21 protein-coding genes and 2 tRNA genes are annotated in these 25,120 nt (G+C 72.7%); 8 read left to right on the top strand and 15 right to left on the bottom strand.

Going from position 1 to position 25,120, the window contains the following annotated elements; all coding sequences use genetic code 11:
• Nucleotides 1-49: 49 nt before the first annotated feature.
• Both I4I81_RS16180 and I4I81_RS16185 read left to right on the top strand, forming a co-directional pair.
• Entirely contained in the window at nucleotides 50-2,395 is a 2,346-nt protein-coding gene (locus tag I4I81_RS16180; protein ID WP_226363402.1) for an RNA degradosome polyphosphate kinase, read from the top strand.
• Nucleotides 2,396-2,412: 17 nt separating this feature from the next.
• Nucleotides 2,413-3,237, top strand: coding sequence for an NUDIX hydrolase (locus I4I81_RS16185; RefSeq protein WP_267461526.1), 825 nt, complete (start codon nucleotides 2,413-2,415; stop codon nucleotides 3,235-3,237).
• Here the strand turns inward: I4I81_RS16185 and I4I81_RS16190 are convergent, their stop codons facing one another.
• The 4 genes from I4I81_RS16190 to leuC form a co-directional block, all read right to left on the bottom strand.
• Entirely contained in the window at nucleotides 3,238-4,182 is a 945-nt protein-coding gene (locus I4I81_RS16190) for a GDP-L-fucose synthase family protein (RefSeq protein WP_218605871.1), read from the bottom strand.
• A gap of 13 nt (nucleotides 4,183-4,195) precedes the next feature.
• A complete protein-coding gene (locus I4I81_RS16195; protein ID WP_218616145.1) occupies nucleotides 4,196-4,789 on the bottom strand; it encodes an HU family DNA-binding protein in 594 nt (197 codons plus the stop codon).
• Between the two features lie 88 nt (nucleotides 4,790-4,877).
• Nucleotides 4,878-5,465 (bottom strand): 3-isopropylmalate dehydratase small subunit, encoded by a 588-nt coding sequence (gene leuD / locus I4I81_RS16200; RefSeq protein ID WP_218605823.1) that lies wholly within the window; start codon nucleotides 5,463-5,465, stop codon nucleotides 4,878-4,880.
• Nucleotides 5,465-6,877 (bottom strand): 3-isopropylmalate dehydratase large subunit, encoded by a 1,413-nt coding sequence (gene leuC / locus I4I81_RS16205; protein WP_218605824.1) that lies wholly within the window; start codon nucleotides 6,875-6,877, stop codon nucleotides 5,465-5,467. Before leuC ends, leuD begins: the two co-directional genes overlap by 1 nt.
• Before the next feature lie 37 nt (nucleotides 6,878-6,914).
• Between leuC and I4I81_RS16210 the strand changes: the two genes are divergently transcribed.
• Nucleotides 6,915-7,616 carry an IclR family transcriptional regulator gene (locus I4I81_RS16210; RefSeq protein ID WP_218605825.1) on the top strand — a complete coding sequence of 234 codons (702 nt, stop codon included), beginning with the start codon at nucleotides 6,915-6,917 and terminating at the stop codon, nucleotides 7,614-7,616.
• 88 nt (nucleotides 7,617-7,704) lie between these two features.
• Nucleotides 7,705-9,561, top strand: a complete 1,857-nt coding sequence (locus I4I81_RS16215; protein ID WP_218616146.1) for an Hsp70 family protein — start codon at nucleotides 7,705-7,707, stop codon at nucleotides 9,559-9,561.
• 257 nt (nucleotides 9,562-9,818) lie between these two features.
• Here the strand turns inward: I4I81_RS16215 and I4I81_RS16220 are convergent.
• From I4I81_RS16220 to gltX, 3 genes are all read right to left on the bottom strand, one after another.
• Nucleotides 9,819-9,891, bottom strand: a tRNA-Glu gene (locus I4I81_RS16220).
• Nucleotides 9,892-9,939: 48 nt separating this feature from the next.
• Nucleotides 9,940-10,011: transfer RNA gene (locus tag I4I81_RS16225), tRNA-Gln, on the bottom strand.
• Nucleotides 10,012-10,075: 64 nt separating this feature from the next.
• Nucleotides 10,076-11,551, bottom strand: coding sequence for a glutamate--tRNA ligase (gltX, locus tag I4I81_RS16230; protein ID WP_218602469.1), 1,476 nt, complete (start codon nucleotides 11,549-11,551; stop codon nucleotides 10,076-10,078).
• 39 nt (nucleotides 11,552-11,590) lie between these two features.
• Between gltX and I4I81_RS16235 the strand changes: the two genes are divergently transcribed.
• Nucleotides 11,591-12,901: an FAD-dependent oxidoreductase gene (locus I4I81_RS16235; protein WP_218602470.1), complete on the top strand. Its 1,311-nt coding sequence runs from the start codon at nucleotides 11,591-11,593 to the stop codon at nucleotides 12,899-12,901.
• Between the two features lie 71 nt (nucleotides 12,902-12,972).
• Here the strand turns inward: I4I81_RS16235 and I4I81_RS16240 are convergent, their stop codons facing one another.
• Complete coding sequence (locus tag I4I81_RS16240) at nucleotides 12,973-14,103, bottom strand: MFS transporter (protein ID WP_218602471.1); 1,131 nt, start codon at nucleotides 14,101-14,103, stop codon at nucleotides 12,973-12,975.
• Between the two features lie 90 nt (nucleotides 14,104-14,193).
• On the opposite strand from I4I81_RS16240, the gene I4I81_RS16245 reads away from it, so the two are divergent.
• A complete protein-coding gene (locus tag I4I81_RS16245) occupies nucleotides 14,194-14,634 on the top strand; it encodes an Lrp/AsnC family transcriptional regulator (protein WP_218602472.1) in 441 nt (146 codons plus the stop codon).
• A 33-nt stretch (nucleotides 14,635-14,667) separates the two neighbouring features.
• Here the strand turns inward: I4I81_RS16245 and cimA are convergent, their stop codons facing one another.
• Complete coding sequence (gene cimA / locus I4I81_RS16250) at nucleotides 14,668-16,281, bottom strand: citramalate synthase (RefSeq protein ID WP_218602473.1); 1,614 nt, start codon at nucleotides 16,279-16,281, stop codon at nucleotides 14,668-14,670.
• Between the two features lie 264 nt (nucleotides 16,282-16,545).
• Here cimA and I4I81_RS16255 point away from each other — a divergent pair, with 264 nt between their 5' ends.
• Both I4I81_RS16255 and I4I81_RS16260 read left to right on the top strand, forming a co-directional pair.
• The gene (locus tag I4I81_RS16255; protein ID WP_225924609.1) at nucleotides 16,546-16,854 is read left to right on the top strand and encodes an EthD family reductase; all 309 of its coding nucleotides are present in this window, start codon (nucleotides 16,546-16,548) and stop codon (nucleotides 16,852-16,854) included.
• A gap of 124 nt (nucleotides 16,855-16,978) precedes the next feature.
• Nucleotides 16,979-17,971: a hypothetical protein gene (locus I4I81_RS16260; RefSeq protein ID WP_218602475.1), complete on the top strand. Its 993-nt coding sequence runs from the start codon at nucleotides 16,979-16,981 to the stop codon at nucleotides 17,969-17,971.
• A 61-nt stretch (nucleotides 17,972-18,032) separates the two neighbouring features.
• Here the strand turns inward: I4I81_RS16260 and I4I81_RS16265 are convergent, their stop codons facing one another.
• The 6 genes from I4I81_RS16265 to I4I81_RS16290 form a co-directional block, all read right to left on the bottom strand.
• A complete protein-coding gene (locus I4I81_RS16265; RefSeq protein WP_218602476.1) occupies nucleotides 18,033-19,070 on the bottom strand; it encodes a 3-isopropylmalate dehydrogenase in 1,038 nt (345 codons plus the stop codon).
• A gap of 189 nt (nucleotides 19,071-19,259) precedes the next feature.
• Nucleotides 19,260-20,864: a phosphoglycerate dehydrogenase gene (gene serA, locus I4I81_RS16270; RefSeq protein ID WP_218602477.1), complete on the bottom strand. Its 1,605-nt coding sequence runs from the start codon at nucleotides 20,862-20,864 to the stop codon at nucleotides 19,260-19,262.
• A gap of 130 nt (nucleotides 20,865-20,994) precedes the next feature.
• On the bottom strand, nucleotides 20,995-21,468 hold the full coding sequence (locus tag I4I81_RS16275) for a hypothetical protein (protein ID WP_218602478.1): 474 nt from the start codon (nucleotides 21,466-21,468) through the stop codon (nucleotides 20,995-20,997).
• A 66-nt stretch (nucleotides 21,469-21,534) separates the two neighbouring features.
• On the bottom strand, nucleotides 21,535-22,539 hold the full coding sequence (gene ilvC, locus I4I81_RS16280; RefSeq protein ID WP_218602479.1) for a ketol-acid reductoisomerase: 1,005 nt from the start codon (nucleotides 22,537-22,539) through the stop codon (nucleotides 21,535-21,537).
• A 15-nt stretch (nucleotides 22,540-22,554) separates the two neighbouring features.
• On the bottom strand, nucleotides 22,555-23,061 hold the full coding sequence (ilvN, locus tag I4I81_RS16285) for an acetolactate synthase small subunit (protein ID WP_218602483.1): 507 nt from the start codon (nucleotides 23,059-23,061) through the stop codon (nucleotides 22,555-22,557).
• On the bottom strand, nucleotides 23,061-24,989 hold the full coding sequence (locus I4I81_RS16290) for an acetolactate synthase large subunit (RefSeq protein WP_218602484.1): 1,929 nt from the start codon (nucleotides 24,987-24,989) through the stop codon (nucleotides 23,061-23,063). The genes ilvN and I4I81_RS16290 overlap by 1 nt, the downstream gene beginning before the upstream one ends.
• Between the last annotated feature and the right edge of the window lie 131 nt (nucleotides 24,990-25,120).

Here is a 25,120-nt window from a genome sequence, read left to right on the forward strand (position 1 = left end):
TGCGACTGCACGTCGGTCGGTGGGGAACAATGCCTGTGTGGGTGAAGACGTGAGCGGCTCAGCGGTACCCGAACCGACGTCGGACGGTCGTCGCAAGGCGGCGAAGGGCGCGGCGGCGAAGGCCAGGCGCTCCCCCCGCCCGTCGACGCGGCGGGTGCACGCCGCCGCGCGCCCGGTGAACGGCACCACGACCACCGCCGACGCCCGGCCCGCGATCCCCACCCAGCCCGGTCCGACGGCCGCGGCCACGGGCGCCCGCACCGACTCCGCGGGGGCCGCCGCGGTGCCCGTGAGCCCGCCCGCCCGCACGCCCGCACCGCACTCGGGCCTGCCCGACGACCGGTACCTCAACCGCGAGCTGTCCTGGCTCGACTTCAACGCCCGCGTGCTCGCACTGGCCGAGGACACCAGCCAGCCGCTGCTGGAGCGCGCGAAGTTCCTGGCGATCTTCGCCAGCAACCTCGACGAGTTCTACATGGTCCGCGTCGCCGGTCTGAAGCGCCGAGACGACACCGGCCTCGCCGTCCGCAGCGCCGACGGCCTGTCCCCCACCACGCAGCTGTCCCGCATCGCCACCCGCAGCCAGGCGATCTCCGAGGCGCACGCGCGCGTGTTCCTCGACCACGTCCGCCCCGAGCTGGCCGCGGAGGGCGTCAACATCCTGCGCTGGAGCGACCTGTCCGACGACCAGCGCGTGCGGCTGAGCGCCTACTTCTCCGCGCAGGTCTTCCCGGTGCTCACGCCGCTGGCCGTCGACCCGGCGCACCCCTTCCCCTACATCTCGGGGCTCTCGCTCAACCTCGCGGTCACCGTCCGCGACCCGGAGGGCCGCACCGAGCGGTTCGCGCGCGTCAAGGTGCCCAACAACGTGCCGCGGCTGGTGCAGGTGGCCACCGAGGACGACACGATCACGTTCCTGCCCATCGAGGACCTCATCGCCGCGCACCTGGGCGACCTGTTCATGGGCATGGAGGTCGCGGAGGTCCATCCGTTCCGCGTCACGCGCAACGCCGACGTCGAGGTCGAGGAGGACCGCGACGAGGACCTGCTGCAGTCCCTCGAGCGCGAGCTCGCCCGGCGCCGCTTCGGGCCGCCGGTGCGCCTCGAGGTCACCGAGACGATGAGCGAGCACGTCCTGGAGCTGCTGCTGCGCGAGCTCGACGTGCACCCCGGTGACGTCGTCACGGTGCCGGGCCTGCTCGACCTCACCGCGCTGTGGGCCGTGCACGCCGTCGACCGCCCCGACCTCAAGGACGACCCGTTCGTCCCGGCGACGCACCCCGCGTTCGCCGAGCGCGAGACGCCGCGCAGCATCTTCGCCACCCTGCGCGAGGGCGACGTGCTGGTGCACCACCCCTACGACTCGTTCTCCACGTCGGTGCAGCGGTTCATCGAGCAGGCCGCGGCCGACCCGCACGTGCTGGCGATCAAGCAGACGCTCTACCGGACCTCCGGCGACTCCCCCATCGTCGACGCGCTGGTCGACGCCGCGGCGGCCGGCAAGCAGGTCGTGGCGCTGGTGGAGATCAAGGCCCGGTTCGACGAGCAGGCCAACATCCGCTGGGCGCGCGAGCTGGAGAAGGCGGGCGTGCACGTCGTCTACGGGCTCGTCGGGCTCAAGACGCACTGCAAGACCTCGCTCGTCGTGCGGCAGGAGGGCGAGTCGATCCGCCGCTACTGCCACATCGGCACCGGCAACTACCACCCCAAGACGGCGCGCCTGTACGAGGACGTCGGCGTGCTCACCGCCGACCCGACGATCGGCGCCGACCTCACCGACCTGTTCAACTCCCTCACCGGCTACTCGCGCCAGACCTCCTACCGGTCGCTGCTCGTCGCGCCCTACGGCGTGCGGCGCGGCATCGTGCGGCGCATCGAGGACGAGATCGACGCGCACCGCTCCGGCGACGCGACGGCCCGGGTCCGGATCAAGGTCAACTCGCTGGTCGACGAGCAGGTCATCGACGCGCTCTACCGCGCGTCGCAGGCGGGCGTGCCCGTCGACGTGGTGGTGCGCGGCATCTGCGCGCTGCGCCCCGGCCGCGCGGGCCTGAGCGAGAACATCTCCGTCCGCTCGATCCTGGGGCGGTTCCTGGAGCACAGCCGCGTCTTCCACTTCGGCGCGGCGCAGGAGTACTGGATCGGCAGCGCCGACATGATGCACCGCAACCTCGACCGCCGCGTCGAGGTGCTGCTCCGCGTGGCCGACCCGAAGCTGGCCGCGCAGCTCGGCGACATGCTCGACGGCTGCATGGACCCGGCCACCCGCTGCTGGACGCTGCAGGACGACGGCCGCTGGGAGCCGTCTCCCCCGCTCGACTCCGGGGTCACGCCCGTGCGCGACCACCAGGCGGAGATGATGCTGCGCCACGCCGTCACCGCCGAAGCGGAATGATCCTCGCCGCTGGTGCCGTGCTCTGGCGTCGGACGAACACCGCCGTCGAGGTGGCCGTGGTGCACCGCCCGCGCTACGACGACTGGTCCCTGCCCAAGGGCAAGCTCGACCGCGGCGAGTCCATGCCGCACGCCGCCGTCCGCGAGATCGCCGAGGAGACGGGCTTCCGCTCCCGCCTCGGGCCGCGCCTGTGCGACATCCACTACGCCGTCCCGGAGGGCCCCAAGACCGTCCGGTTCTGGTCGGCCGAGGCGTGCACGGGGGCGTTCGAGGCGAACGAGGAGACCGACGAGCTGCGCTGGTGCACCCCGGAACAGGCGGCGCGGCTGCTGTCCTACCGCCGCGACCTCGACGTGCTCGCCCGCTTCACCGACATCGGGGTCCCCGACTCACTCGTGCTGCTCGTCCGCCACGCCAAGGCCGGCAACCGCGCCCAGTGGGACGGCCACGACGACGACCGCCCGCTCTCGGGCACCGGCCACGAGCAGGCCCGCCACCTCGCCGCGCTGCTCCCCCTCTACGGTCCCGACCGCGTCGCCTCCGCCCCGCCCGTCCGCTGCCGCGCGACGGTGGCGCCGCTGGGGATGCCGGTCGACGACGAGCCGCTGCTGGGTGAGGAGGGCTACTGGGCCGACCCCACCGCCGGCCTCGCCCGCTTCCACGAGCTCGCCGCCCGGCCGGGTGTCACGGTGATCTGCAGCCAGGGCGGCGTCATCCCCGACGTGGTCGGCATCCTGACCGGGGACGACGACGTGCCCAGCCGCAAGGCCAGCACCTGGGTGCTGGGCTTCACGAAGGGCGAGCTGACGTCCTCGGACCACTACCCGCGCCCCACCGGCTGATCAGCCGAGACGGGCCTCGGCCCGGTGCTCGACGAACCACCGGTACGTGCTCTCGATGCCGTCGCGCAACGCGATCCGCGGCTCCCAGCCCAGCGCGCGGATCCGGGACACGTCGAGGACCTTCCGCGGCGTGCCGTCCGGACGTGACGGGTCCTGCACGATCGCCCCACCGAACCCGACGACACCGGCGACGGTCTCCGCCAGCTCGCGGATCGTCACGTCGTCGCCGACCCCGACGTTGATGGTCTCGGGATCGTCGTAGACGTCGAGCAGGTGGACGACCGCCCGTCCGAGGTCGTCCACGTGCAGGAACTCCCGGCGCGGTGTACCGCTGCCCCAGAGCACGACCTCGTCACGCCCCTGCTCGACGGCCTCGTGGAAGCGTCGGATCAGTGCCGGCAGCACGTGCGAGTTCTCGGGGTGGAAGTTGTCGCCCGGCCCGTACAGGTTCGTCGGCATCGCCGAGATCCACCGGGCGCCGTACTGCCTGCGGTGGGCCTGCACCTGCATGATCCCGGCGATCTTCGCGATGGCGTACGCGTCGTTGGTGGGCTCCAGCACCCCGGTCAGCAGGCTCGATTCCCGAATCGGCTGTTCCGCCGACTTCGGGTAGATACAGGACGAGCCCAGAAAGAGTAATCGCTCTACCCCGAATGCGTGAGCCGCGTCCATCACGTTGACCTGGATCCGCAGATTGTCGGACAGGAACTCGGCCGGATACGCCGCATTGGCGGCGATCCCTCCCACCCTCGCCGCGGCGATCACCGCCACATCCGGACGGATCGAGCCCACGAGGTCGAACGCCGCGGGGCGATCCCGGAGGTCGACCTCGGCCGAGGTGGCTCCGGCCAGGTCGCCGAACCCCGCGTCCCGCAGGCCACGCCAGATGGCGGAGCCCGCCAGACCGGCATGGCCGGCGACGTAGACCCTCGCGTCCCGGTCCACGCCTACTGGGCTACTACTTCTTGGCCTTCGCCTTCTTCGGCTTCTCCGCAGCCGGGGCCTTCGCAGCCTTTGCCTTCGCGGCCTTGGGCGCCTTCGCGGCGGGCACCTCCACCGCGGCGGCCTTCGACTTGGCCGGGGCCTTGGCCTTCGCCGGAGCCTTCGCGGCCGGCGCCTCGGTCGCCGGTGCCGCGGCGGGGGCCGAGAAGCTCGACGAGGCCTTGGCCCGCTTGCGCGCCGGCGCGGGGGCCGCGGCCACGGGCTCGGCGGGGGCCTCGACCGCAGCGGCGGCGGCCGGGCGGCGGCGGGTGGGGGTGGCGCGCGGGGCGGGGGCAGCAGATCCGCCGACGGCGTTGCGGAAGCCGACGCCGGGCCGGAACGCGGGCACCGTGGTGGCCGCGACCTCCACCGTCTCCCCGGTGCGCGGGTTGCGCGCGACGCGGGCGGCGCGGGCGCGGGGCTCGAACACCCCGAACCCGGTGATCGAGACCGAGTCGCCGGACCCGACCGTCGACACGATCGTCTCCAGCAGTCCGTCGACCGCGGTGGCTGCGGTCCTCCGGTCACCGATGCGGGCCGCGAGCGCGTCCACGAGCTGCGTCTTGTTCATGAGCGCGACCGTAGCCGCTGGTCAGGGACGTGCGCCAGGGGACACGCGGAGTGAATCCGTTGCGGGACAACGGATCCACCCACGCGGGTCAGCCCGTGACGGGCATCCGGGCCGGGCGGGCGGCCTCGAAGGTGGTGATGTCGCCCTCGTGGCGCAGCGTCAGACCGATGTCGTCGAGGCCCTCCAGCAGCCGCCAGCGGGTGTAGTCGTCGATCACGAACGGCACGGTGAGATCGGCCGCCTGCACCGTCTTCTCCCGCAGGTCGACGGTGATCTCGGTGCCGGGCTGGTTCTCCAGCAGCTTCCACAGCAGCTCGACGTCGGGCTGCGCGACCTCCGCAGCCACCAGCCCGGCCTTGGCCGAGTTGCCGCGGAAGATGTCGGCGAAGCGCGAGGAGATGACGACGCGGAAGCCGTAGTTCATCAGCGCCCAGACGGCGTGCTCACGCGAGGAACCCGTGCCGAAGTCCGATCCCGCGACGAGGACCGATCCGCGGTCGAACGGTTCCTGGTTGAGGATGAACGAGGAGTCGTTGCGCCAGGCCGAGAACAGCCCGTCCTCGAACCCGGTGCGCGTGACGCGCTTGAGGTAGACCGCCGGGATGATCTGGTCGGTGTCGACGTTGGCGCGGCGCAGGGGCACGCCGATTCCGGTGTGGGTGGAGAAGGCGTCCATCAGACCAGGTCCTCCGGGCTCGAGAGGGTGCCGCGCACGGCGGTCGCGGCGGCGACCAGCGGCGACACGAGGTGGGTGCGGCCGCCCTTGCCCTGGCGGCCCTCGAAGTTGCGGTTCGACGTGGATGCACTGCGCTCACCCGGGGCGAGCTGGTCGGGGTTCATGCCCAGGCACATCGAGCAGCCCGCGGAGCGCCACTCGGCGCCGGCCGCGGTGAACACCTCGTCGAGGCCCTCCTCCTCGGCCTGGAAGCGCACCCGCATCGACCCGGGCACGACCAGCATGCGGACGCCGTCGGCGACCTGGCGGCCCTTGATGACGTCGGCGACGGCGCGCAGGTCCTCGATGCGGCCGTTGGTGCAGGAGCCCACGAAGACGGTGTCGACCGAGACCTCGCGCAGCGGCTGGCCCGCCGTCAGTCCCATGTAGGTCAAGGCCTTCTCGGCGGAGAGGCGCTCGTTCTCGTCGACGATCTGCGCCGGGTCGGGCACGTTCTCGCCGAGCGGGAGCCCCTGGCCCGGGTTGGTGCCCCAGGTGACGAACGGGGTGAGCGCGTCGCCGTCGAGGGTGACCTCGGCGTCGAACACGGCGTCGTCGTCGGTGCGCAGCTCGCGCCACTGCGCGACCGCCTCGTCCCACGCCTCGCCGGTGGGCGCGCGGTCGCGGCCCTTCAGGTAGGCGAACGTCGTCTCGTCGGGGGCGATCATGCCCGCGCGGGCACCGGCCTCGATCGACATGTTGCAGACCGTCATCCGGGCCTCCATCGAGAGGTTCTCGATGACGTTGCCGCGGAACTCGAGCACGTGGCCCTGCCCGCCCCCGGTGCCGATCTTGGCGATGATCGCCAGCACGACGTCCTTGCTCGTGACGCCCGGCCGCAGCGTGCCGTCGGCACTGTTCACCGTGATCGACATCGTCTTGAACCGCTTGAGCGGCAGCGTCTGCGTGGCGAGCACGTGCTCGACCTCGGAGGTGCCGATGCCGAACGCCATCGCCCCGAACGCACCGTGGGTGGACGTGTGGCTGTCCCCGCAGACCACCGTGGTGCCCGGCTGCGTCAGCCCGAGCTGCGGGCCGACGACGTGCACGATGCCCTGCTCGGCGTGGTTCATCGGGTAGAGCGGGACGCCGAACTCCGCGCAGTTCTTGCGCAGCGTCTCCACCTGGGTGCGCGAGACGGGGTCGGCGATCGGGAGGTCGACGTCCTTCGTGGGGACGTTGTGGTCCTCGGTGGCCAGCGTGAGGTCCGGGCGGCGCACCGGACGACCGGCGAGGCGGAGCCCGTCGAACGCCTGCGGGCTCGTGACCTCGTGCACGAGGTGCAGGTCGATGTAGAGGAGATCGGGTTCGTCGCCCTCCCCCTCGCGGACGAGGTGCAGGTCCCACACCTTCTCGGCCAGTGTGCGCGGCATGTTGTTCTCCCAGCTGTTGGGACGTTAGTATCGCGGTGTGAGACAGCATAGCGGCATCGGCGTGCTCGACAAGGCCGTGGGAGTCCTCCACGCCGTGGCCACCGAGCCGTGCGGCCTGGCCGAGCTGTGCCAGCGCACCGGTCTGCCCCGCGCCACCGCCCACCGGCTCGCCGTCGGCCTGGAGGTGCACGGCCTGCTCAGCCGCGGGGCCGACGGGCGCTGGCGTCCCGGACCCGCGCTGGCCGAGCTCGCCGCGGGTGGCGCCGACCCGTTGCTGGAGGCGGCCGCCGCCGTCCTGCCCCGGCTGCGCGACATCACCGGCGAGAGCGTGCAGCTCTACCGCCGCGACGGCACGCAGCGCGTCTGCGTGGCCACGGCCGAGCCGGCGAGCGGCCTGCGTGACACCGTGCCGGTCGGCTCCCGGCTGCCGATGACGGCGGGATCGGGGGCCAAGGTGCTCGCCGCGTGGGCCGAGCCCGCCGTGCAGCGCGCGGTGCTGGGCGAGGCCACCTTCACCGAGCGGGTCCTGCTCGACGTCCGGCGCCGCGGGTGGGCGCAGAGCGTCGCGGAACGGGAGTCGGGCGTCGCGAGCGTGTCGGCCCCCGTGCGCGACGGGAGCGGGCACGTCGTCGCCGCGGTGTCGGTGTCCGGCCCCGTCGACCGGATCGGGCGACGCCCCGGCGTGCGGTGGGCGGCCGACCTGCTGGCTGCCGCCGAGGCCCTGCAACACCGGCTGTAGTCGGCACCCGGCCGAAAGGGTCACACGAGACCCGATACCGTGTCGCAGTTGCACGCAGGGTGAGAATCGGCGACGGAGACGGGGCACGATGACCTACTTGCTCGGGATCGACCTGGGTACGACGAGGACGTCGGCCGCCGTCGGTCATCCGGGTATGCGGCCGGGCGAGATCGAGATCGTCAACCTCGGCGACCGGTCCAGCTCCGTCCCCTCCGTCTTCTACGCCGGGACCGACGGCTCCGTGCTCGTCGGCGAGGCCGCGGAGCGCCGGGCCCTCACCGACCCGGCTCGAGTCGTCCGCGAGTTCAAGCGCCGCATCGGCGACCCCACACCCCTCGTCGTCGCCGGGGTGCCGTGGTCGCCGCAGGAGCTCTCCGCGCGCGTCGTGCGCTGGGTCGTCGACCGGGTGGGCGAGCGCGAGGGCGGTCCCGCCGCCCGGATCGCCGTCACCCATCCCGCGTCGTGGGGGCCGTTGAAGAAGGAGCTCCTCGGCGGCGCGCTGGCCGGCCAGGGAATGCAGGTCGCGTTCCTGGCCGAGCCGCAGGCCGCGGCGCTGCACTACGCCTCGGCGGAGCGGCTCGAGTCCGGCTCCACCATCGCCGTCTACGACCTGGGCGGCGGCACGTTCGACGCCGCGATCGTGCACAAGGGCCCGCAGGGCTTCGGCACGATCGGGCGCCCGGAGGGCATCGAGCGCCTCGGTGGCATCGACTTCGACCAGGTCGTGTTCGACCACGTCCGCACCGGCATGCCCGAGGCGTTCGCCGGGCTCGACGACACCGACCCCGCCGTGCTCGCCGCCGTCGCCGCCGTCCGCCGGGAGTGCTCGGAGGCCAAGGAGGCGCTGAGCAGCGACACCGAGGTGTCGATCCCGGTACTGCTGCCCGGATCCCAGGGCTCCGTCCGGCTGCACCGCAGCGAGTTCGAGGCGATGATCCGGCCGCAGATCGAGGACACCGTGGCCGCGCTGCGCCGCGCGGTCTCCTCCGCAGGGCTCACGCCCGACCAGCTCACCGCGGTGCTGCTGGTCGGCGGGTCGTCGCGGATCCCGCTCGTCGCCCAACTGGTGTCCGAGCAGCTCGGGCGGCCCGTCGCGGTCGACGCCGACCCGAAGAACGCCATCGCGATGGGCGCCGCCCTCTCCCTCGACCCGGTCGCGCTCGCCGGGACCGGCCCGCACGTCCCCCAGCCGCGGGGCGGTCCTGCTGCGCAGGGCGGGGTGCGGGCGACCGGTCAGCAGTGGGCGCCCGGTGCGCCGGCCGGCGTCGGTGCGGGACCCGGTCCGTCGGGGACGGGCGCCCTCGGGGTCGGGGGCGGCGGGATGCTCGCGGCCGCGCCCGGTGGGACGTCGGGGTCGGCCGGGTTCATCCCGGCGGGCGCGCAGCAGGGACGCATCCCGATGCAGGGCGGCGAGATGGCCACGCAGGTCGTGCCCCCGCCGCGGCAGATGGCGTCGCCGTACCCGGTGCGGCCGCCGATGGACCTCGAGGTCACCGAGTACCGCGAGGAGGACTACGAGCGCCCGGAGCCGCGGCGCAGCGGTCGCGGTGGTGCGTTCCTGGTGTCGGCCGGCGGCCTGGCCGCGGCGCTCGGCGTCGTCGCGACGGTGGTCCTGATGCCCGCCCCGACACCCGAGCCGACCGCCAACAGCGGCCAGACGTCGTCGGTGCCGGTGCTGCCCCCGGTCTCGTCGGAGGTGCTGGGCACCCCGACGCCGGTGGAGTCGACCGAGGCCCCCGCCGCCGACGACCCACCCCCGGTCGTGGTCCCCAGCCGCACCCGGGCCCCGGCGCCCCCCGTTCAGCCGGTCCCCACAACCGACGCGCCGGTGCCGACGACCGAGGAGCCTCCGCCCCCGACGACGGACCCGCCGCCCACCACGGACCCGGGCCCGACGACAACCGCACCGACCGACGCCCAGCGCGGCTCACTCCCTACCGCCTGACAGCCACCCCGTCGCCGGAGCAGGCTGCGATCGGGACCGGGACCGGGACCGGGACCGGGGGCGGCGCGTAGGCCTGCGGCACAGAACTCGTGCTCACGCGCCCGAGTTGCGACCCCCGCGCGCGAGACCCCGCGAGCGTGGAGTCGAACTTGCGCACGCGGACGCGTCCTCGCGCTGACCACGAACCCGCAGCAGGCGAGGCGCCCCGGAAATGCAGCGATCCCCACTCCGGGTCAGAGTGGGGATCGCTTGCGACGTAGCCCCGACGGGATTTGAACCCGCGCTACCGCCTTGAGAGGGCGGCGTCCTAGGCCGCTAGACGACGGGGCCCTAGGAAACTCTCGTGAAACTGTACTACGTACTGCTCAGGTGTTTCCGCTGGGGTACCAGGACTCGAACCTAGAATGGCTGTACCAGAAACAGCTGTGTTGCCAATTACACCATACCCCAAGGCTCACGATCAGCCGGGTTCCAGTCGGTGCGAACCCGGTGTCCGTGCCCTTCGCTGAGTACTCTAGCCGAGCCCTCCCGCGCGCTCCACACCGGCCCTCAGTCGCGCGAGGGACCGCTCGCGGCCCAGCAGCTCCATCGACTCGTAGAGCGGCGGCGACACCGTCCGGCCGCTGATGGCCACCCGCACGGGCGCGAACGCCTTGCGCGGCTTGAGGCCCAGGCCGTCGATCAGGGTGGCCTTGAGAGACTCCTCGATGGCCGTGGTCGACCAGTCCTGGAGCGCATCGAGGCCGGTCAGGGCCGCCTCGAGGACGGGAGCCGCGTCGGCGCCGAGGTTCTTGGCCGCGGCGTCCTCGTCGAGCACGAAGTCCTTCCCGTCGACGAAGAGGAACCGCAGCATCCGGGCGGCGTCGGACAGGACGACGCTGCGCTCCTGCACCAGCGGGGCCGCGGCGGCGAGCACAGCACGGTCGGCGTCGGTGTCGAGCACCACACCCTGCTCCGCGAGGTACGGCACGACTCGGCCGGCGAAGTCCTCGACCGGGAGCGCGCGCAGATGGGCGGCGTTGATGGCCTCGGCCTTCTTCAGGTCGAAGCGCGCGGAGTTACCGGAGACACGGCTGATGTCGAATGCGGCGACCATCTCGTCCATCGTGAAGACGTCACGGTTCTCGCCGATCGCCCAGCCCAGCAGGGCCAGGTAGTTGAGCAGGCCCTCGGGGACGAATCCGCGCTCCCGGTAGAGGAACAGGTTCGATTCCGGGTCGCGCTTGGACAGCTTGCGGTTCCCCTCCCCCGTGACGAGCGGGAGGTGCCCGTAGCGGAGCGGCCCCTTGCCGATGCCGACGCGCTGCAGCGCCTCCAGCAGCGCGATCTGCCGGGGCGTGGAGGAGAGCAGGTCCTCGCCGCGCAGGACGTCGGTGATGCCCATGAGCGCGTCGTCGAGCGGGTTGGTCAGCGGGTAGAGCGGAGAGCCGTCGCCGCGGGCGAGCACGAAGTCGGGGACGGTGCCGGCGCGGAACGTGACGTCACCGCGGACGAGATCGGTGAAGGTGATGTCGCGGTCGGGCATCCGCAGCCGGTAGACGGGCGCGCGGCCCTCGGCGCGGTAGGCCGCCTTCTGCTCGTCGGACAGGTCGCGGTCGGCGTTGTCGTAGCCGAGCTTGGGGTCGCGGCCCGCCGCCTTGTGGCGCGCCTCGATCTCCTCCGCCTTGGAGAACGACTCGTACACCTCGTTCGCCGCGATGAGCTTCGCGAGGGCGTCGGCGTAGAGATCACCGCGCTCGCTCTGCCGGTACGGGCCGTGCTCGCCGCCGACCTCGGGGCCCTCGTCCCAGTCGAGGCCGAGCCAGCGCAGCGCGTCGAGCAGCGCCTCGTAGGACTCGACGGAGTCGCGGCTGGCGTCGGTGTCCTCGATCCGGAACACGAAGCTGCCGCCGCTGTGCCGGGCGTGGGCCCAGTTGAACAGCGCGGTGCGGATGAGCCCGACGTGCGGCGTACCGGTCGGGGAGGGGCAGAAGCGGACGCGAACAGTCATGGTCTTGCCAGGCTATCGGATCGGCGTATTATTCAACGTATGGTGAATTCAGAGCGCACCACCTGCCTCGTCGTCGGCGGGGGGCCGGCCGGGATGGTCCTCGGCCTGCTCATGGCCCGCGCCGGCGTCGAGGTCACGGTGCTCGAGAAGCACGCCGACTTCCTGCGCGACTTCCGCGGCGACACCGTCCACGCCTCCACCCTGAACCTGCTCGACGAGCTGGGCCTCGGCGATCGGTTCGCCGCCGTCCCGCAGCGCCTTCTGGAGCGGATCACCGGCCAGTTCGACACGGGCACGGTCCAGATCTCCGACATGCGCCGCCTCCCCGGAGCGCACAAGCACATCGCGCTCGTCCCGCAGTGGGACTTCCTCGACCTGCTGGCCGAGGTCGCCGCGGAGGAGCCGACGTTCACGCTGCGGCGCGAGGCCGAGGTCGTCGGCCTGCTGCGCGACGGCAGCCGCGTCACGGGGGTCCGGTTCGTCGACCGCACCGACGGCACGGAGCACGACCTGCGGGCCGAACTCACCGTCGCCTGCGACGGCCGCGGGTCCGCCGTACGTGCCGCCGCCGCACTGGAGCCGCGCTCGTTCGGCGTACCGATGGACATCTGGTGGTTCCGGCTGCCCCGACGGGAGACCGACCCGATCGGCGGCGTCGGCCGGTTCTCCACCGGTCACTTCTGCGTCATGATCGACCGCGGCGACTACTGGCAGTGCGGCTACCTCATCCGTAAGGGCGGCGACACCGCGCTGCGCGCCGCGGGTATCGAGGAGCTGCAGCGGCGCTTCGCCGGTCTGCTGCCGTGGATGGCCGACCGGACGGGCGCGCTGGAGTCCTGGGACGACGTCAAGCTGCTCGATGTCCGGCTGGAGCGGCTGCGGCGCTGGGACCTCGACGGGCTGCTGCTGATCGGCGACGCGGCGCACGCGATGTCGCCGGTCGGCGGGGTGGGCATCAACCTCGCCGTCGCCGACGCCGTCGCGACCGCCCGGCTGCTCGCCCCGGCGCTGCGCAGCGGGGGTGTCGTGCCGCGCTCGGTGCTGCGCACGGTGCAGCGGCGGCGGTGGTGGCCGACCGCGCTCGTGCAGGGTGCGCAGCGGCTCGCGCACCGCGCGATCCTGGGGCCGGCCATCGCCACGGCGACACCAGCCCCGACCGGCCCCGTGGGCATGGCCGACGACGGTGGGCTCGCCCCGGCCCCGCTCGCGAGCCTGCCGTTCCCGCTGCGGATGCTGCAGCGCTTCCCGGTACTGCAGGGGATCCCGGCGCGGCTGGTCGCGATCGGCCCGCTGCCGGAGCACGCGCCCGAGTGGGCCCGCCGCGAGCCGGAGCCCGTCGCCCGCCCGTAGGTGGCTCGTCCCGATTGCAGGCCGTGCTGCGACGTCGGCGGCGGGCCGGTGACGGCTCCGGGGCACGAGCGTCAGGCTCCGATCGACACCGGCTGCGCGGCCCGGCTCCGGGTCACCGGCACCGCCACCGCGACCACCACCGCCCCGGCGACGGCGACCCAGCCCAGGCCCGCAGCCTCGTACAACGGGCCGGCGAGCAGCCCGGCCACCGCGGCACCGCCGTAGGTCGCAGCCGAGTTGAGCGCGAGCACCGCACCCCGGGCGTCCGGGGCGGCGGCGGAGAGCCGGCTCACCAGCAGCGTCAGCGCGACGTGGTTGACCAGGCCCCACACCACCGCCGCGCCGAGCAGCACCGCGAGCACGCCGACGGTCGCGGCGAGCACGAGGTAGACCCCGGCCAGCGCGGCGAGGACCGGGGCGAGCCCGATGCGCCCGGCGTACCGGTCGGTCGCCGCGCCGAGCCCGAACCCGATGCCGTAGGCCAGGGCGAGCAGCCCCGCCCCGGCCGCGCCGCCGCCGTGCAGCAGCCGGATCTCGGCGCCCGCGAAGCCGAACACGGCGTAGAACGCGCTCATGAAGGCCAGCGTGCCGAGCAGCAGCCGGGCGACCCCGGGGATCCGCAGCGCCGCAGCGATCCGCGGACGCGGCGTCGAGGGGACCGCCGAGGCGGGCAGTGTCCGGTAGAGCACCACCTGTGCAGCGGCCAGCACCGCGAGCGCACCGAGCACCCCGCGCCAGCCGACGAGGTCGGCCAGCAGCGTCGACACCGGCACCCCGGCGACGAGCGCGACCGACCAGCCCGTCAGCACCCGCCCGGTCGCGCGGGCCTGTTCCCCCGGTGCGGCGAGCTCGGCGGCGAACGCGTAGGTCGCGGGCAGGACCACACCCGCGGCGGCCCCGGCCAGCACCTGCGCGGCGGCGAGCACCTCCCAGTTCGGCGCGAGGGCGGAGATCGCCGAGCTCACCGCGAGCACGACTGCACCGGCCGTCAGGGCTGTCGCGCGCGGGATGCGGTCCAGTCGCGGGCCGAGCAGCAGCGCCACCAGCACGACGCCGACGCCGTACGCGGCCAGCGCGCGGCCGATCTCCGACGGGGTGGCGACGAGGGACGCGGTGAGGTCGGGCAGGAGCGGGGCGAGCAGGAACGACTGCGCCCCGACCGCGACGACCCCCGCGGTGAGGACGGTGAAGTGGCGGGTCATGCACCGAAGATGCTTCGGCGCGACCGCCGAATCCAGCGATCGACGTTCATCGTGAAGAGTCTTCGGCCGAAGGCCTGTCAGGATGGGGTCATGGACCCGATGGACCGGAGGATCGTCGGCCTCCTCCTCGACGACGCCGACCGCACCTACGCCCAGCTCGGTAGGGCGGTGTCGCTCTCGCCCGCCGCGGTGCACGAGCGGGTGCGCAGGCTCCGCTCCTCCGGGGTCATCCGGCGGACGACGGTGGAGGTGGATCCCGACGCGCTCGGCGTCGACGTCCTCGCGTTCGTCCTGCTCGACACCGAGGGCTGGGCCCGCGATCACGTGTTCGCCGCGGCGGAGGCCGACCCGCGCGTCGAGGAGGCGCACTCCGTCGCGGGCAACAGCAACTTCCTGCTCAAGGTGCGCGCGTCCGGCCCCGACGGGCTGGAGGACGTGCTGCGCATGCTCTACCAGGTGAAGGGCGTGGTCCGGACCCGCACGATCACGGTGCTGCGCCGGGGGTTCGAGCGGGGCGTCGCGTTGCCGTAGCCCTACCGACGCGGCGACGCGGCGACGCGGGGGTCAGCCGGCGGGGACGAGTGCGTGGCGCAGGGCGGCGTAGGCCAGCGCGTCGACGAGCGCCAGCCAGGACGCCTCGACGACGTTGCCGTGCACGCCGACCGTCGTCCACTCCCCCGCCTTGTCCGACGACCCGATCAGCACCCGCGTGACCGCACCGGTGCCGCGCGTGAGGATGCGGACCTTGTAGTCGGTCAGGTCGACGTCGGCGAGCCACGGGCACGACGGGGTGAGCGCTCCGCGCAGGGCCGCGTCGAGGGCGTTGACGGGGCCGTTGCCCTCGCGGGTCGCGATGAGCCGCTCCCCGTCGACGACGATCTTGACGGTCGCCTCGGCCACGATCTCGCCGTCGGCGCGCCGCTCGGTGATGACGCGGTAGGACTCCAGCTCGAACGGTGCGGTCCCGGCGTCGCCGCGGGCGGTGCGCATGAGCAGTTCCAACGAGGCGTCCGCGGCCTCGAACGACCAGCCGTGCGCCTCGCGCTCCTTCACGGTCGCCACGACCTGCGACACCGCGTCGGGATGGCCGGCCAGGTCGATGCCGAGCTCGGTGCTCTTGAGCTCGACGCTGGCCCGGCCGGCCATCTCGGTGACGAGGATCCGCTGCCCGTTGCCGACGTCCACGGGGTTCATGTGGTTGTACAGCTCCGGGTCCACCTTGATCGCACTCGCGTGCAGGCCCGCCTTGTGGGCGAACGCTGACGTCCCGACATAGGCCTGGTGGGTGTCGGGAGCGATGTTGGCGATCTCCGCCAACGCGTGCGAGGTGCGGGTCATCTCCGCCAGGGATCCGTCCGGTAGGACGGGCATCCCCAACTTGGTCACCAGGTTCCCGACCACGGCGAACAGATCGGCGTTGCCGGCCCGCTCCCCGTAGCCGTTCGCGGTGCACTGGACGTGCGTGGCGCCGGCCTGCACCGCGGCCACCGAGTTGGCGACCGCGCAGCCGGTGTCGTCCTGGCAGTGGATGCCGAGGCGGAAGCCCGTGCGGGCCGCCACCTCGGCCACCACCTCGGCGATCCCCAGGGGGAGCATGCCGCCGTTCGTGTCGCACAGCACCGCGACGTCGGCGCCCGCCCCGACGGCTGCTTCCAGCACGCGCAGAGCGGTGTCGGGGTCGAACGCGTAGCCGTCGAAGAAGTGCTCCGCGTCGACGAAGACCCGGCGGCCCTCCCCGACGAGGAACGCCACCGTGTCGGCGACCATCGCGCAGTTCTCCGCCGTGTCGGTGCGCAGCGCGCGCTCGACGTGGCGGCGGTCGGACTTCGCGACCAGCGTGACGACCGGGGCCGCGCTGTCCAGCAGCGCCCGGACCTGCGGGTCCTGCGCCGCCGTCGTGCCGGGGCGCCGGGTCGCCCCGAACGCCACCAGTGCGGCGTGGCGCAGGTCGAGCTCCCCCGCCGCGGCACGGGCGAAGAACTCGGTGTCCTTCGGCATCGCACCCGGCCAGCCGCCCTCGACGTAGCCGACGCCGAGCGCGTCGAGGTGCCGGGCGACGGCGAGCTTGTCGGCCACCGAGTAGGAGATGCCCTCGCGCTGTGCACCGTCGCGCAGTGTCGTGTCGTAGACGTGGAAGGCGTCGCCGAGCGGGGTGGCGGCAGGGGTGGTCCGGAACATCTCGATCTCCTCATCGGCAACAAAAAAGACCCCTCGCGGATGCGAGAGGTCTGCGCGGCGGCTGGATGGAGCTAGCCGTCGCGCCTGCCGATAATGATCACGGTGCTGTACACGTGGCCGAGCATGGCACGGACCCTCCCGACCTGTCACCCGGCCGTCCCACATCGCGGGACAGCGGTAGGCACCTCCGCCGGCGATCCACCAGGGTGCTTGCAGCGACCGTGTGCACCGCCGCACGAGGTCTCGTCAGCGAAAGGTGTCGCCTTGTACCAGCTCACCGCCCTCTACAACCACCCCGAGGACCCGGCCGCGTTCGACAAGCACTACACCGAGGTGCACGCGGTGATCGCGAAGAAGATCCCCGGCCTGCTCCGCTACACGATCAGCCACCCCGGCCCCGACCCCGAGGGCAACAAGCCCCCGTACTACCTGGTCGCGGTGCTCGACTTCGCCGACGAGGCCGCGTTCGGCGCGGGCATGGGCGGGGAGCACGGTCAGGCCGCCGTGGCCGACCTCCCGAACTTCGCGGGCGCGGGGGTGGCGCTCCTGACCGGCGAGGCGAACGAGGCCTGAGCTCGCCGCCCCGAAATGGCAGCAAAGCCACTGTGCCGCCAGGAGACGGCAGCACAGTGGCTTTGCTGCAACGGGATTCTCCGAACGCCCACGGTGCGCGGACCTCTCGGGTGACCATCCGGGCATGGGCTCAGCTCGCACCCCCACCGCCCGCCGGAGTCAGCGGCTGCGCGTCGTGTTCCCGGACGGCGTGGCCACCGCCCGCCGACTCGTCGCCGCCGGGATCCCCGAACGGACCGTCTACAACCGCTGCCGCGACGGAGGTCCCTGGCGGCGGCTGCTGCCGGGGGTGGTCCTGCTCAGCAACGGCGAGCCCAGCCTCGATCAGCTCGTCCGGGCCGCGCTCCTGTTCGGCGGGCCACTCACGTTGCTGACCGGCGTCGAGGCCTGCCGCCGGCACGGGCTGCGCCGCGGACCCGCGCGATCACCCGTCCCGCGCGGGCGGCCGACGATCTCCATTCTCGTGCCGGACTCGCGCCAGCTCCGGTCGACGGGCTTCGTCGAGGTCTCCCGGACCGGTCGGATGCCACCACCACACGTCCGCGACGGCGTTCCGCTCGCCCCGATCGTGCGCGCCTGCGCCGACGCGGTGCGGGGCCTGGAGTCGGCGGCCGAGATGACCGAGCTGATGTCCGACGCGGTGCAGCGGGGCCTCTGCACGGTCGCCGCGCTGGCCGGAGAGCTCGCCGAGGGGTCGCGCCGACTGACCGCGACGCCGGCGGAGGTGCTGCGCGACGTCGCCGACGGCGTCCGCTCGACGGCCGAGCGGGACGCGAAGCGGCTGTGGGCCCGGTCCGGACTGCCCGAACCCTGGTGGAACGCGCCCGTCCACGCTCCCGACGGGAGACTGCTGGGCAAGGCCGACTGCTGGCTCGACGACGTCGCGATGGCCTGGGAGATCGAGTCCAGCGAGTGGCACCTCAGCCCCGCCGACCACGACTACACCGTCGACCGCGCCGCGCGGTTCACCTCGGCGGGCGTCGTCTACCTCGCGAGCAAGCCGAAGAAGATCCTCCGGAGCGGACCGGAGGTGCTGGAGGTCCTGCGGGCGGCGTACGCGCACGCGGCGTCCCGGCCCCGACCGGCGGTTCACGCGGTCGACCCGCGCCTGCGGTAAAGCCACTGTGCTGCCGTGTCGTGGCGGCACAGTGGCTTTACTGCCATTCAGGGGCCGGCGGTCAGCTCACTCCCGCGTGGCTGCTCACCAGCGCCGCGAGGCGGTCGCCGATGCTGCGGGTGTGGCCGGTGGCGCTGTGGTCGCGGGTGGCCAGGTCGAAGGCCACCGCGGCCTCGATGCGCCGGGCCTCCTCGACGTTGCCGAGGTGGTCGAGCAGCAGGGCGACCGAGAGCACCGCGGCGGTGGGGTCGGCGATGCCCTGCCCGGCGATGTCGGGCGCGCTGCCGTGCACCGGCTCGAACATGCTGGGGTTCTTGCGGCTGCCGTCGAGGTTGCCGCTGGCCGCGAGGCCGATGCCACCGGTGATGGCGGCCGCGAGGTCGGTGAGGATGTCGCCGAACAGGTTGTCGGTGACGATCACGTCGAAGCGGCCGGGGTCGGTGACCATATGGATCGTGGCGGCGTCGATGTGCAGGTAGGACACCGACACGTCGGGGTGCTCCAGCGACACCTCCTCCACCAGCCGCGACCACAGGCGCCCGGAGAAGGTCAGCACGTTGGTCTTGTGCACGAGCGTGAGGTGCTTGCGCGGACGGCGCTCGGCGCGGAAGAACGCGTCGCGGACGACCCGCTCGACGCCGAACGCGGTGTTCACGCTGACCTCGGTGGCGATCTCGTGCGGCGTGTCCTTGCGGAGCAGGCCACCGGTGCCGACGTAGGGGCCCTCGGTGCCCTCACGCACGACGACCATGTCGATCTCGGCGTTCCCGGACAGCGGCCCGCGGACGCCGGGGTAGAGCCGGGCGGGGCGCAGGTTGACGTGGTGGTCGAGCTCGAAGCGCAGGCGCAGCAGCAGACCGCGCTCCAGGATGCCGCTGGGGACCGACGGGTCGCCGACCGCGCCGAGCAGGATCGCGTCGTGCTGCTGGAGCTCGGTGAGCACCGACTCGGGCAGCAGCTCGCCGGTGGAGTGCCAGCGCGCCGCGCCGAGGTCGTAGGTGGTCGTCTCCGCGCCGGGCGCGACCTCCTCGAGAACCTTCAGCGCCTCCTCGATGACCTCCGGCCCGATACCGTCGCCGGGAATGACCGCAAGGCGCATGACTGGGTTTCCTCTCGTGACTGGACCCGCGTGTTCCTCCGACTACCGACGGGCCGAAACCGCACGTTACCGGCCGCGATCAGGCCCCCACGGCGCGCCTCACCCCAACGGGGTCACCCCGTCGGGTGAAACCGCGCCCCAGCGGACCCGACGGGCCCGCGACACGCCCCCGAGCGGGCCAATGCGCCCTCAGTCGTCGAAGGAGATCAGCCGGGTGATGCGCGCCCCGACCGAGGCGCCGATCGGCTCCAGAACGCCCGGGTCGACGGGCCGGTCGACGCGCAGCAGCATGATCGCGTCGGAGCCGTCGGTGGTCTGGCTGATCTGCGCGGCCTCGATGTTGACCGCGGCCTCCCCCAGCAGCGAACCGACGCGGCCCATCACGCCGGGGCGGTCGCCGTACTCGAGCAGCAGGACCTCACCCTCGGCGCGCAGGTCGAAGTGTCGGCCGTTGACCTCCACCAGCTTCTGCACCTGCGAGCGGCCGGTCAGCGTGCCGGAGACGGTGATCGACTCGCCGTCGGGCATCGCCGCGCGCAGCTGCACGACCGAGCGGAAGTTCTCGCTCTCCGGTGCCGTCGTCAGTTCGACGTCGACGCCCCGCTCGGCGGCCAGCGCCGGCGTGTTGACGAACGTGACCTGGTCCTCGACGACGTGCGTGAACAGCCCGCGCAGCGCCGCGAGCTGCAGCACCGACACGTCCTCGGACGCCAGCTCACCGGAGACGTCGACGGTGATCGTGCTCGGCACGCGCCCGGCCACGGCGTAGAGCACGGTTCCCAGCTTCTGCGTCAGCGGCAGCCACGGGCGCACCTCCTCGCCGACGACGCCACCGACCTGCACGTTGACGGCGTCCGGCACGAACTCCCCGGCCAGCGCGAGCTGCACCGACCGCGCGACGTCGGTGCCCGCGCGGTCCTGCGCCTCGTCGGTGGACGCGCCCAGGTGCGGGGTGACGACGATCTGCGGGATCTCGAACAGCGGGCTCGACGTCGTGGGCTCGTCGACGTAGACGTCGATCCCCGCCCCGCCGACGTGCCCGCTGCGTACGGCCTCCGCCAGCGCGTCCTCGTCGACCAGGCCACCGCGCGCGGCGTTGACGATGATCACACCGGGCTTCGTGATCGCGAGCTGGTCCTTGCCGATGAGCCCGAGCGTCTCCGGGGTCTTGGGCAGGTGGATCGAGATCAGCTCGGCCCGCGTGAGGAGCTCGTCGAGCGAGACGAGCTCGATGCCCAGCTGCGCGGCGCGGGCCGGCGCGACGTACGGGTCGTAGGCGATGAGCTCGACACCGAACGCCGCGAGGCGCTGCGCGACCAGCTGGCCGATCTTGCCGAGGCCGACGATGCCTGCGACCTTGCCGTTGATCTCGGTGCCGGTCAGCGAGCTGCGGGCCCACTTGCCGGCGCGCAGCGACGCGTCGGCCGCCGGGATGTGGCGGGCGGCGGCGAGCATCAGCGCGACGGCGTGCTCGGCGGCGGAGACGATGTTGGAGGTCGGCGCGTTCACGACCATCACGCCGCGGGCGGTGGCCGCGGGGACGTCGACGTTGTCGAGGCCCACACCCGCGCGCGCGACGACCTTGAGCCGGGTCGACGCGGCGAGCGCCTCGGCGTCGACCTGGGTGGCCGAGCGGACGAGCAGCGCGTCGGCGTCGGCGATGGCGGCCAGGAACGCGGGGCGGTCGGTGCCGTCGACGTGGCGGATCTCGACGTCGTCGCCCAGCAACGAGACCGCGGACGGCGCGAGCTTCTCGGCGAGCAGTACGACAGGGCGGGTGGCAGCGTTGCTCACGGCGGTTGCAGGGCTCCCGGATCGGTGGCTGGTACCCCGTGATCCTAGTTGCGCAGCTCGACGCCGGTCGCGGCGACGTGAGCACGGTGACGGGACCGCCGTCACGTCTCGTCGGCCACGCCCCTGCACCTCAGGATCCGGCCGCCGACGATCGACAGCACCGCCCACACCGCGAACGCCCGGACACCGATGCGGGGAACGCCGGCAGCGAGAGCACGAATCCGCTCGCGGGGATCAGGGATCCCATCCAGCCGCGGTGCGTCAGCCCGGTCGGCGTGCCGGGCGCGAACCACCCCCGCCGGGAGACCACGGCCACCAGCACCGCGAACGTGCCCAGCTGCACGGCCTGCGCCACGGCGTACGGGGCGAAGCGCACGAGGTCGGCCCGCCCCTCGGTGAGCACGCGCGTCAGGAACGGGTTGATCACGACGAGGAACAGCCACACCAGCTCGAGCCACACGATCGGCCCGTCGGCGCGGCGGTCGTGGCCGCGGGGGTCGTCGCAGTGGGAGTCGTCGCAGTGGGAGTCGTCGCAGTGGGAGTCGTCGCAGTGGGGGTCGTCGCAGTGGCGGTGGCGCCGGTACCCGCGCAACGGCCCTGACACGGACGAACGGCACCTCCGTCCACCCGGAGTGGACGGAGGTGCCGTTCGTCGCGGAGACGGGGACGATCAGGTCGCCTTGCTGCCCACCCAGCTCATCAGGCCGCGCAGCTTCTCGCCGACCTCCTCGATCGGGTGCGCCGCACCCTCCTGCTGGAGCTTGGTGAAGTTCGGCCGGCCGGCCTCGTCCTCGGCCACCCACTCGCGGGCGAACGTGCCGTCCTGGATCTCGCCCAGGATCTTCTGCATCTCGGCCTTGGTCTGGGCGTTGACGACGCGCGGGCCGCGGGTCAGGTCGCCGTACTCGGCGGTGTCGGAGATGGAGAAGCGCTCGTTGGCGATGCCGCCCTCGTACATGAGGTCGACGATCAGCTTGAGCTCGTGCAGGCACTCGAAGTAGGCGATCTCCGGGGCGTAGCCGGCCTCGGTGAGCACCTCGAACCCGGTCTGGACCAGCGCCGCGGCACCGCCGCAGAGCACGGCCTGCTCGCCGAAGAGGTCGGTCTCGGTCTCCTCGGTGAACGTCGTCTCGATGACGCCCGCGCGGGCGCCGCCGATGGCCGCGGCGTAGGAGAGGGCCAGCGCCTTCGCGCTGCCGGTGGCGTCCTGCTCCACGGCGATGAGCGCGGGCACGCCCTTGCCGTCGACGAACTGGCGGCGCACCAGGTGGCCGGGGCCCTTCGGGGCGACCATCGCGACGTCGACGTCGGCCGGGGGCTTGATCAGCTCGTAGCGGATGTTGAAGCCGTGGCCGAAGAAGATCGCGTCGCCCGCCTTGAGGTTGGGCGCGATGTCCTCGGCGTAGATGAAGCGCTGCTTGGTGTCCGGCGCCAGGATCATGATCAGGTCGGCCCAGGCGGAGACCTCGGCGGGCGTGCCCACCGTCAGCCCCTCGTCGGCGGCCTTGGCGCGGCTCTTGGAGCCCTCCGGCAGGCCGATGCGCACGTCGACGCCGGAGTCGCGCAGCGACAGCGAGTGGGCGTGGCCCTGGGAGCCGTAGCCGATCACGGCGACCTTGCGGCCCTGGATGATCGACAGGTCGGCGTCGGCGTCGTAGTAGATGTTGACGGTCATGCGAGTTCCTTAGCTCTAGCGGACAGCGGTGGCGGTGATGGAGCGCGGGCCCCGGCCGACGGCGATGGTGCCGGACTGGACCATCTCGCGGATGCCGAACGGCTCCAGGTTCTTGAGCAGCGCGGCGATCTTCTCGGCCGTGCCGGTGGCCTCGACGGTCAGGGCCTCCGGCGTGACGTCGACGGCGTGCGCGCGGAACAGGTCGACGATCTCCAGGACCTGGCTGCGCACGGCGGGATCGGCGCGGACCTTGACCAGCAGCAGCTCGCGCTGCACGGACCCGCCCGGCTCCAGCTCCACGATCTTGATGACGTGCACCAGCTTGTTGAGCTGCTTGGTGACCTGCTCGAGCGGCAGGTCCTCGACCGCCACGACGATCGTCATGCGGGAGACCCCGACCTGCTCGGTGGGGCCGACGGCGAGGGACACGATGTTGAAGCCGCGCCGCGAGAACAGCCCGGAGACGCGCGCGAGCACGCCGGGCTTGTCCTCGACGAGGACGGACAGGGTGTGACGCTCGATCATGACTCGTCCTGGTCGTTCGCGGCCTGATCCTGCTGGGCCTCGGCCGTGACCGCCGCGATCGTCCCGGTGTCGGCGACGAGCTCGTCGCCGTCGAACAGCGGGCGGATGTTGCGGGCGGCCATGATCTCGTCGTTGCCGGTGCCCGCGGCGACCATCGGCCACACCTGGGCGTCGGCACCGACGACGAAGTCGATGACGACCGGGCGGTCGTTGATCGCCATGGCCTCGTTGATCACGCGGTCGACCTCGTCCTTCGACTCCGCGCGCAGCCCGACGCAGCCCATCGCCTCGGCGAGCAGCTTGAAGTCGGGGATGCGGTGCTTGTGCGTGCCGAGGTCGGTGTTGGAGTAGCGCTCCTTGTAGAACAGGTTCTGCCACTGCCGGACCATGCCCAGGTTGCCGTTGTTGATGACGGCGACCTTGATCGGGATGCCCTCGATCGCACAGGTCGCGAGCTCCTGGTTGGTCATCTGGAAGCAGCCGTCGCCGTCGATGCACCACACCACGGCGTCGGGCCGCGACACCTTCGCGCCCATCGCGGCCGGCACGGCGAAGCCCATCGTGCCGAGGCCGCCGGAGTTGAGCCAGGACCGCGGCTTCTCGTACTTGACGAACTGCGCGGCCCACATCTGGTGCTGCCCGACGCCCGCGGCGTACACGGCGTCCGGGCCGGCGATCTGCCCGATCCGCTCGATGACGTACTCGGGCGACAGCGAGCCGTCGGCCGGCCAGGTGTAGCCGAGCGGGAAGCGCTCGCGCAGCTCGTCGAGCTGGGCCCACCACTGCGTCAGGTCGGCGGTGCCGCCCGCGCGCTCGGCCGTGACGGCGTCGATGAGGTCGCCGATGACCTCCTTGCAGTCCCCCACGATCGGGACGTCGGCGCGGCGGTTCTTGGAGATCTCCGCCGGGTCGATGTCGGCGTGCACGATCTGCGCGTGCGGCGCGAAGCTCGACAGCACCCCGGTGACCCGGTCGTCGAAGCGCGAGCCGAGCGCGACCAGCAGGTCGGCCTTCTGCATCGCGGCGACCGCGGCGACCGTGCCGTGCATGCCCGGCATGCCGACGTGCTGCGGGTGGCTGTCCGGGAACGCACCGCGCGCCATCAGCGTGGTGACGACCGGGATGCCGGTGAGCTCGGCCAGTTCCTTGAGCTCGTCCCAGGCCTGGGCCTTGAGGACGCCGCCGCCGACGTAGAACACCGGCTGCTTCGCCGCGCAGATGAGCTTCGCGGCCTCGCGGATCTGCTTGCCGTGCGGCCGGGTCGTCGGCCGGTAGCCGGGCAGCTCCATCTCGGCGGGCCAGGTGAAGGTCGTCTGCTCCTGCAGGACGTCCTTGGGGATGTCGACGAGGACGGGTCCGGGCCGGCCGGTGCTGGCCAGGTGGAACGCCTCGGTGATCGCCCTGGGGATGTCCTTGGCGTCGTGGACCAGCATGTTGTGCTTGGTCACCGGCATCGTGATGCCGGTGATGTCGGCCTCCTGGAACGCGTCCGTGCCGATCAGCGCCCGGGACTGCTGCCCGGTGATCGCGACGAGCGGGATCGAGTCCATGTGTGCGTCGGCGATCGGGGTGACGAGGTTCGTCGCCCCCGGGCCGGACGTGGCCATGCACACACCGACCTTGCCCGTGGCCTGCGCGTACCCGGTGGCTGCGTGGCCCCCGCCCTGCTCGTGGCGGACCAGGATGTGGCGGACGCGGGTGGAGTCGAGCAGCGGGTCGTACGCCGGGAGGATCGTGCCCCCCGGGATGCCGAACACGACCTCGCAACCGATCTCCTCGAGCGAGCGCACGAGGGACTGCGCGCCGGTCATCGGCACCGCGTCGAAGCGCGGGGACTCGGCGCGCTGGCCGGGGACGGCCTGCGGGGCCGGCCGACCGGGCGGCGGCGCCGGTTTCGGTCCGGATCGGGGCGTGGCGGTGGTCATCGGCTGCTCTGCCTCGCTGATGGTGGGAATGGGCATGAAAAAACCCCCGACCGCCGGGTAGGGCGATGCGAGGGTGGCGCGTCGACGACCGAGAACCCGCTCAGGCGTGGACGCGCCTGCGAAGTACGAGG

This window comes from Pseudonocardia abyssalis (assembly GCF_019263705.2).
GTDB classification, from domain to species: domain Bacteria; phylum Actinomycetota; class Actinomycetes; order Mycobacteriales; family Pseudonocardiaceae; genus Pseudonocardia; species Pseudonocardia abyssalis.

Bases quoted from the DNA above. Each gene is read 5' to 3' on its own strand.
- I4I81_RS16215 (WP_218616146.1), top strand. From the start codon at position 7,705: ATGACCTACTTGCTCGGGATCGACCTGGGTACGACGAGGACGTCGGCC.
- leuC (WP_218605824.1), bottom strand. From the start codon at position 6,877: ATGCCGCGCACACTGGCCGAGAAGGTGTGGGACCTGCACCTCGTCCGC.
- I4I81_RS16290 (WP_218602484.1), bottom strand. From the start codon at position 24,989: ATGACCACCGCCACGCCCCGATCCGGACCGAAACCGGCGCCGCCGCCC.
- I4I81_RS16260 (WP_218602475.1), top strand. From the start codon at position 16,979: ATGGGCTCAGCTCGCACCCCCACCGCCCGCCGGAGTCAGCGGCTGCGC.
- cimA (WP_218602473.1), bottom strand. From the start codon at position 16,281: ATGTTCCGGACCACCCCTGCCGCCACCCCGCTCGGCGACGCCTTCCAC.
- I4I81_RS16240 (WP_218602471.1), bottom strand. From the start codon at position 14,103: ATGACCCGCCACTTCACCGTCCTCACCGCGGGGGTCGTCGCGGTCGGG.
- I4I81_RS16235 (WP_218602470.1), top strand. From the start codon at position 11,591: ATGGTGAATTCAGAGCGCACCACCTGCCTCGTCGTCGGCGGGGGGCCG.
- leuD (WP_218605823.1), bottom strand. From the start codon at position 5,465: ATGGACGCCTTCTCCACCCACACCGGAATCGGCGTGCCCCTGCGCCGC.
- I4I81_RS16195 (WP_218616145.1), bottom strand. From the start codon at position 4,789: ATGAACAAGACGCAGCTCGTGGACGCGCTCGCGGCCCGCATCGGTGAC.
- gltX (WP_218602469.1), bottom strand. From the start codon at position 11,551: ATGACTGTTCGCGTCCGCTTCTGCCCCTCCCCGACCGGTACGCCGCAC.
- I4I81_RS16245 (WP_218602472.1), top strand. From the start codon at position 14,194: ATGGACCCGATGGACCGGAGGATCGTCGGCCTCCTCCTCGACGACGCC.
- I4I81_RS16265 (WP_218602476.1), bottom strand. From the start codon at position 19,070: ATGCGCCTTGCGGTCATTCCCGGCGACGGTATCGGGCCGGAGGTCATC.
- ilvC (WP_218602479.1), bottom strand. From the start codon at position 22,539: ATGACCGTCAACATCTACTACGACGCCGACGCCGACCTGTCGATCATC.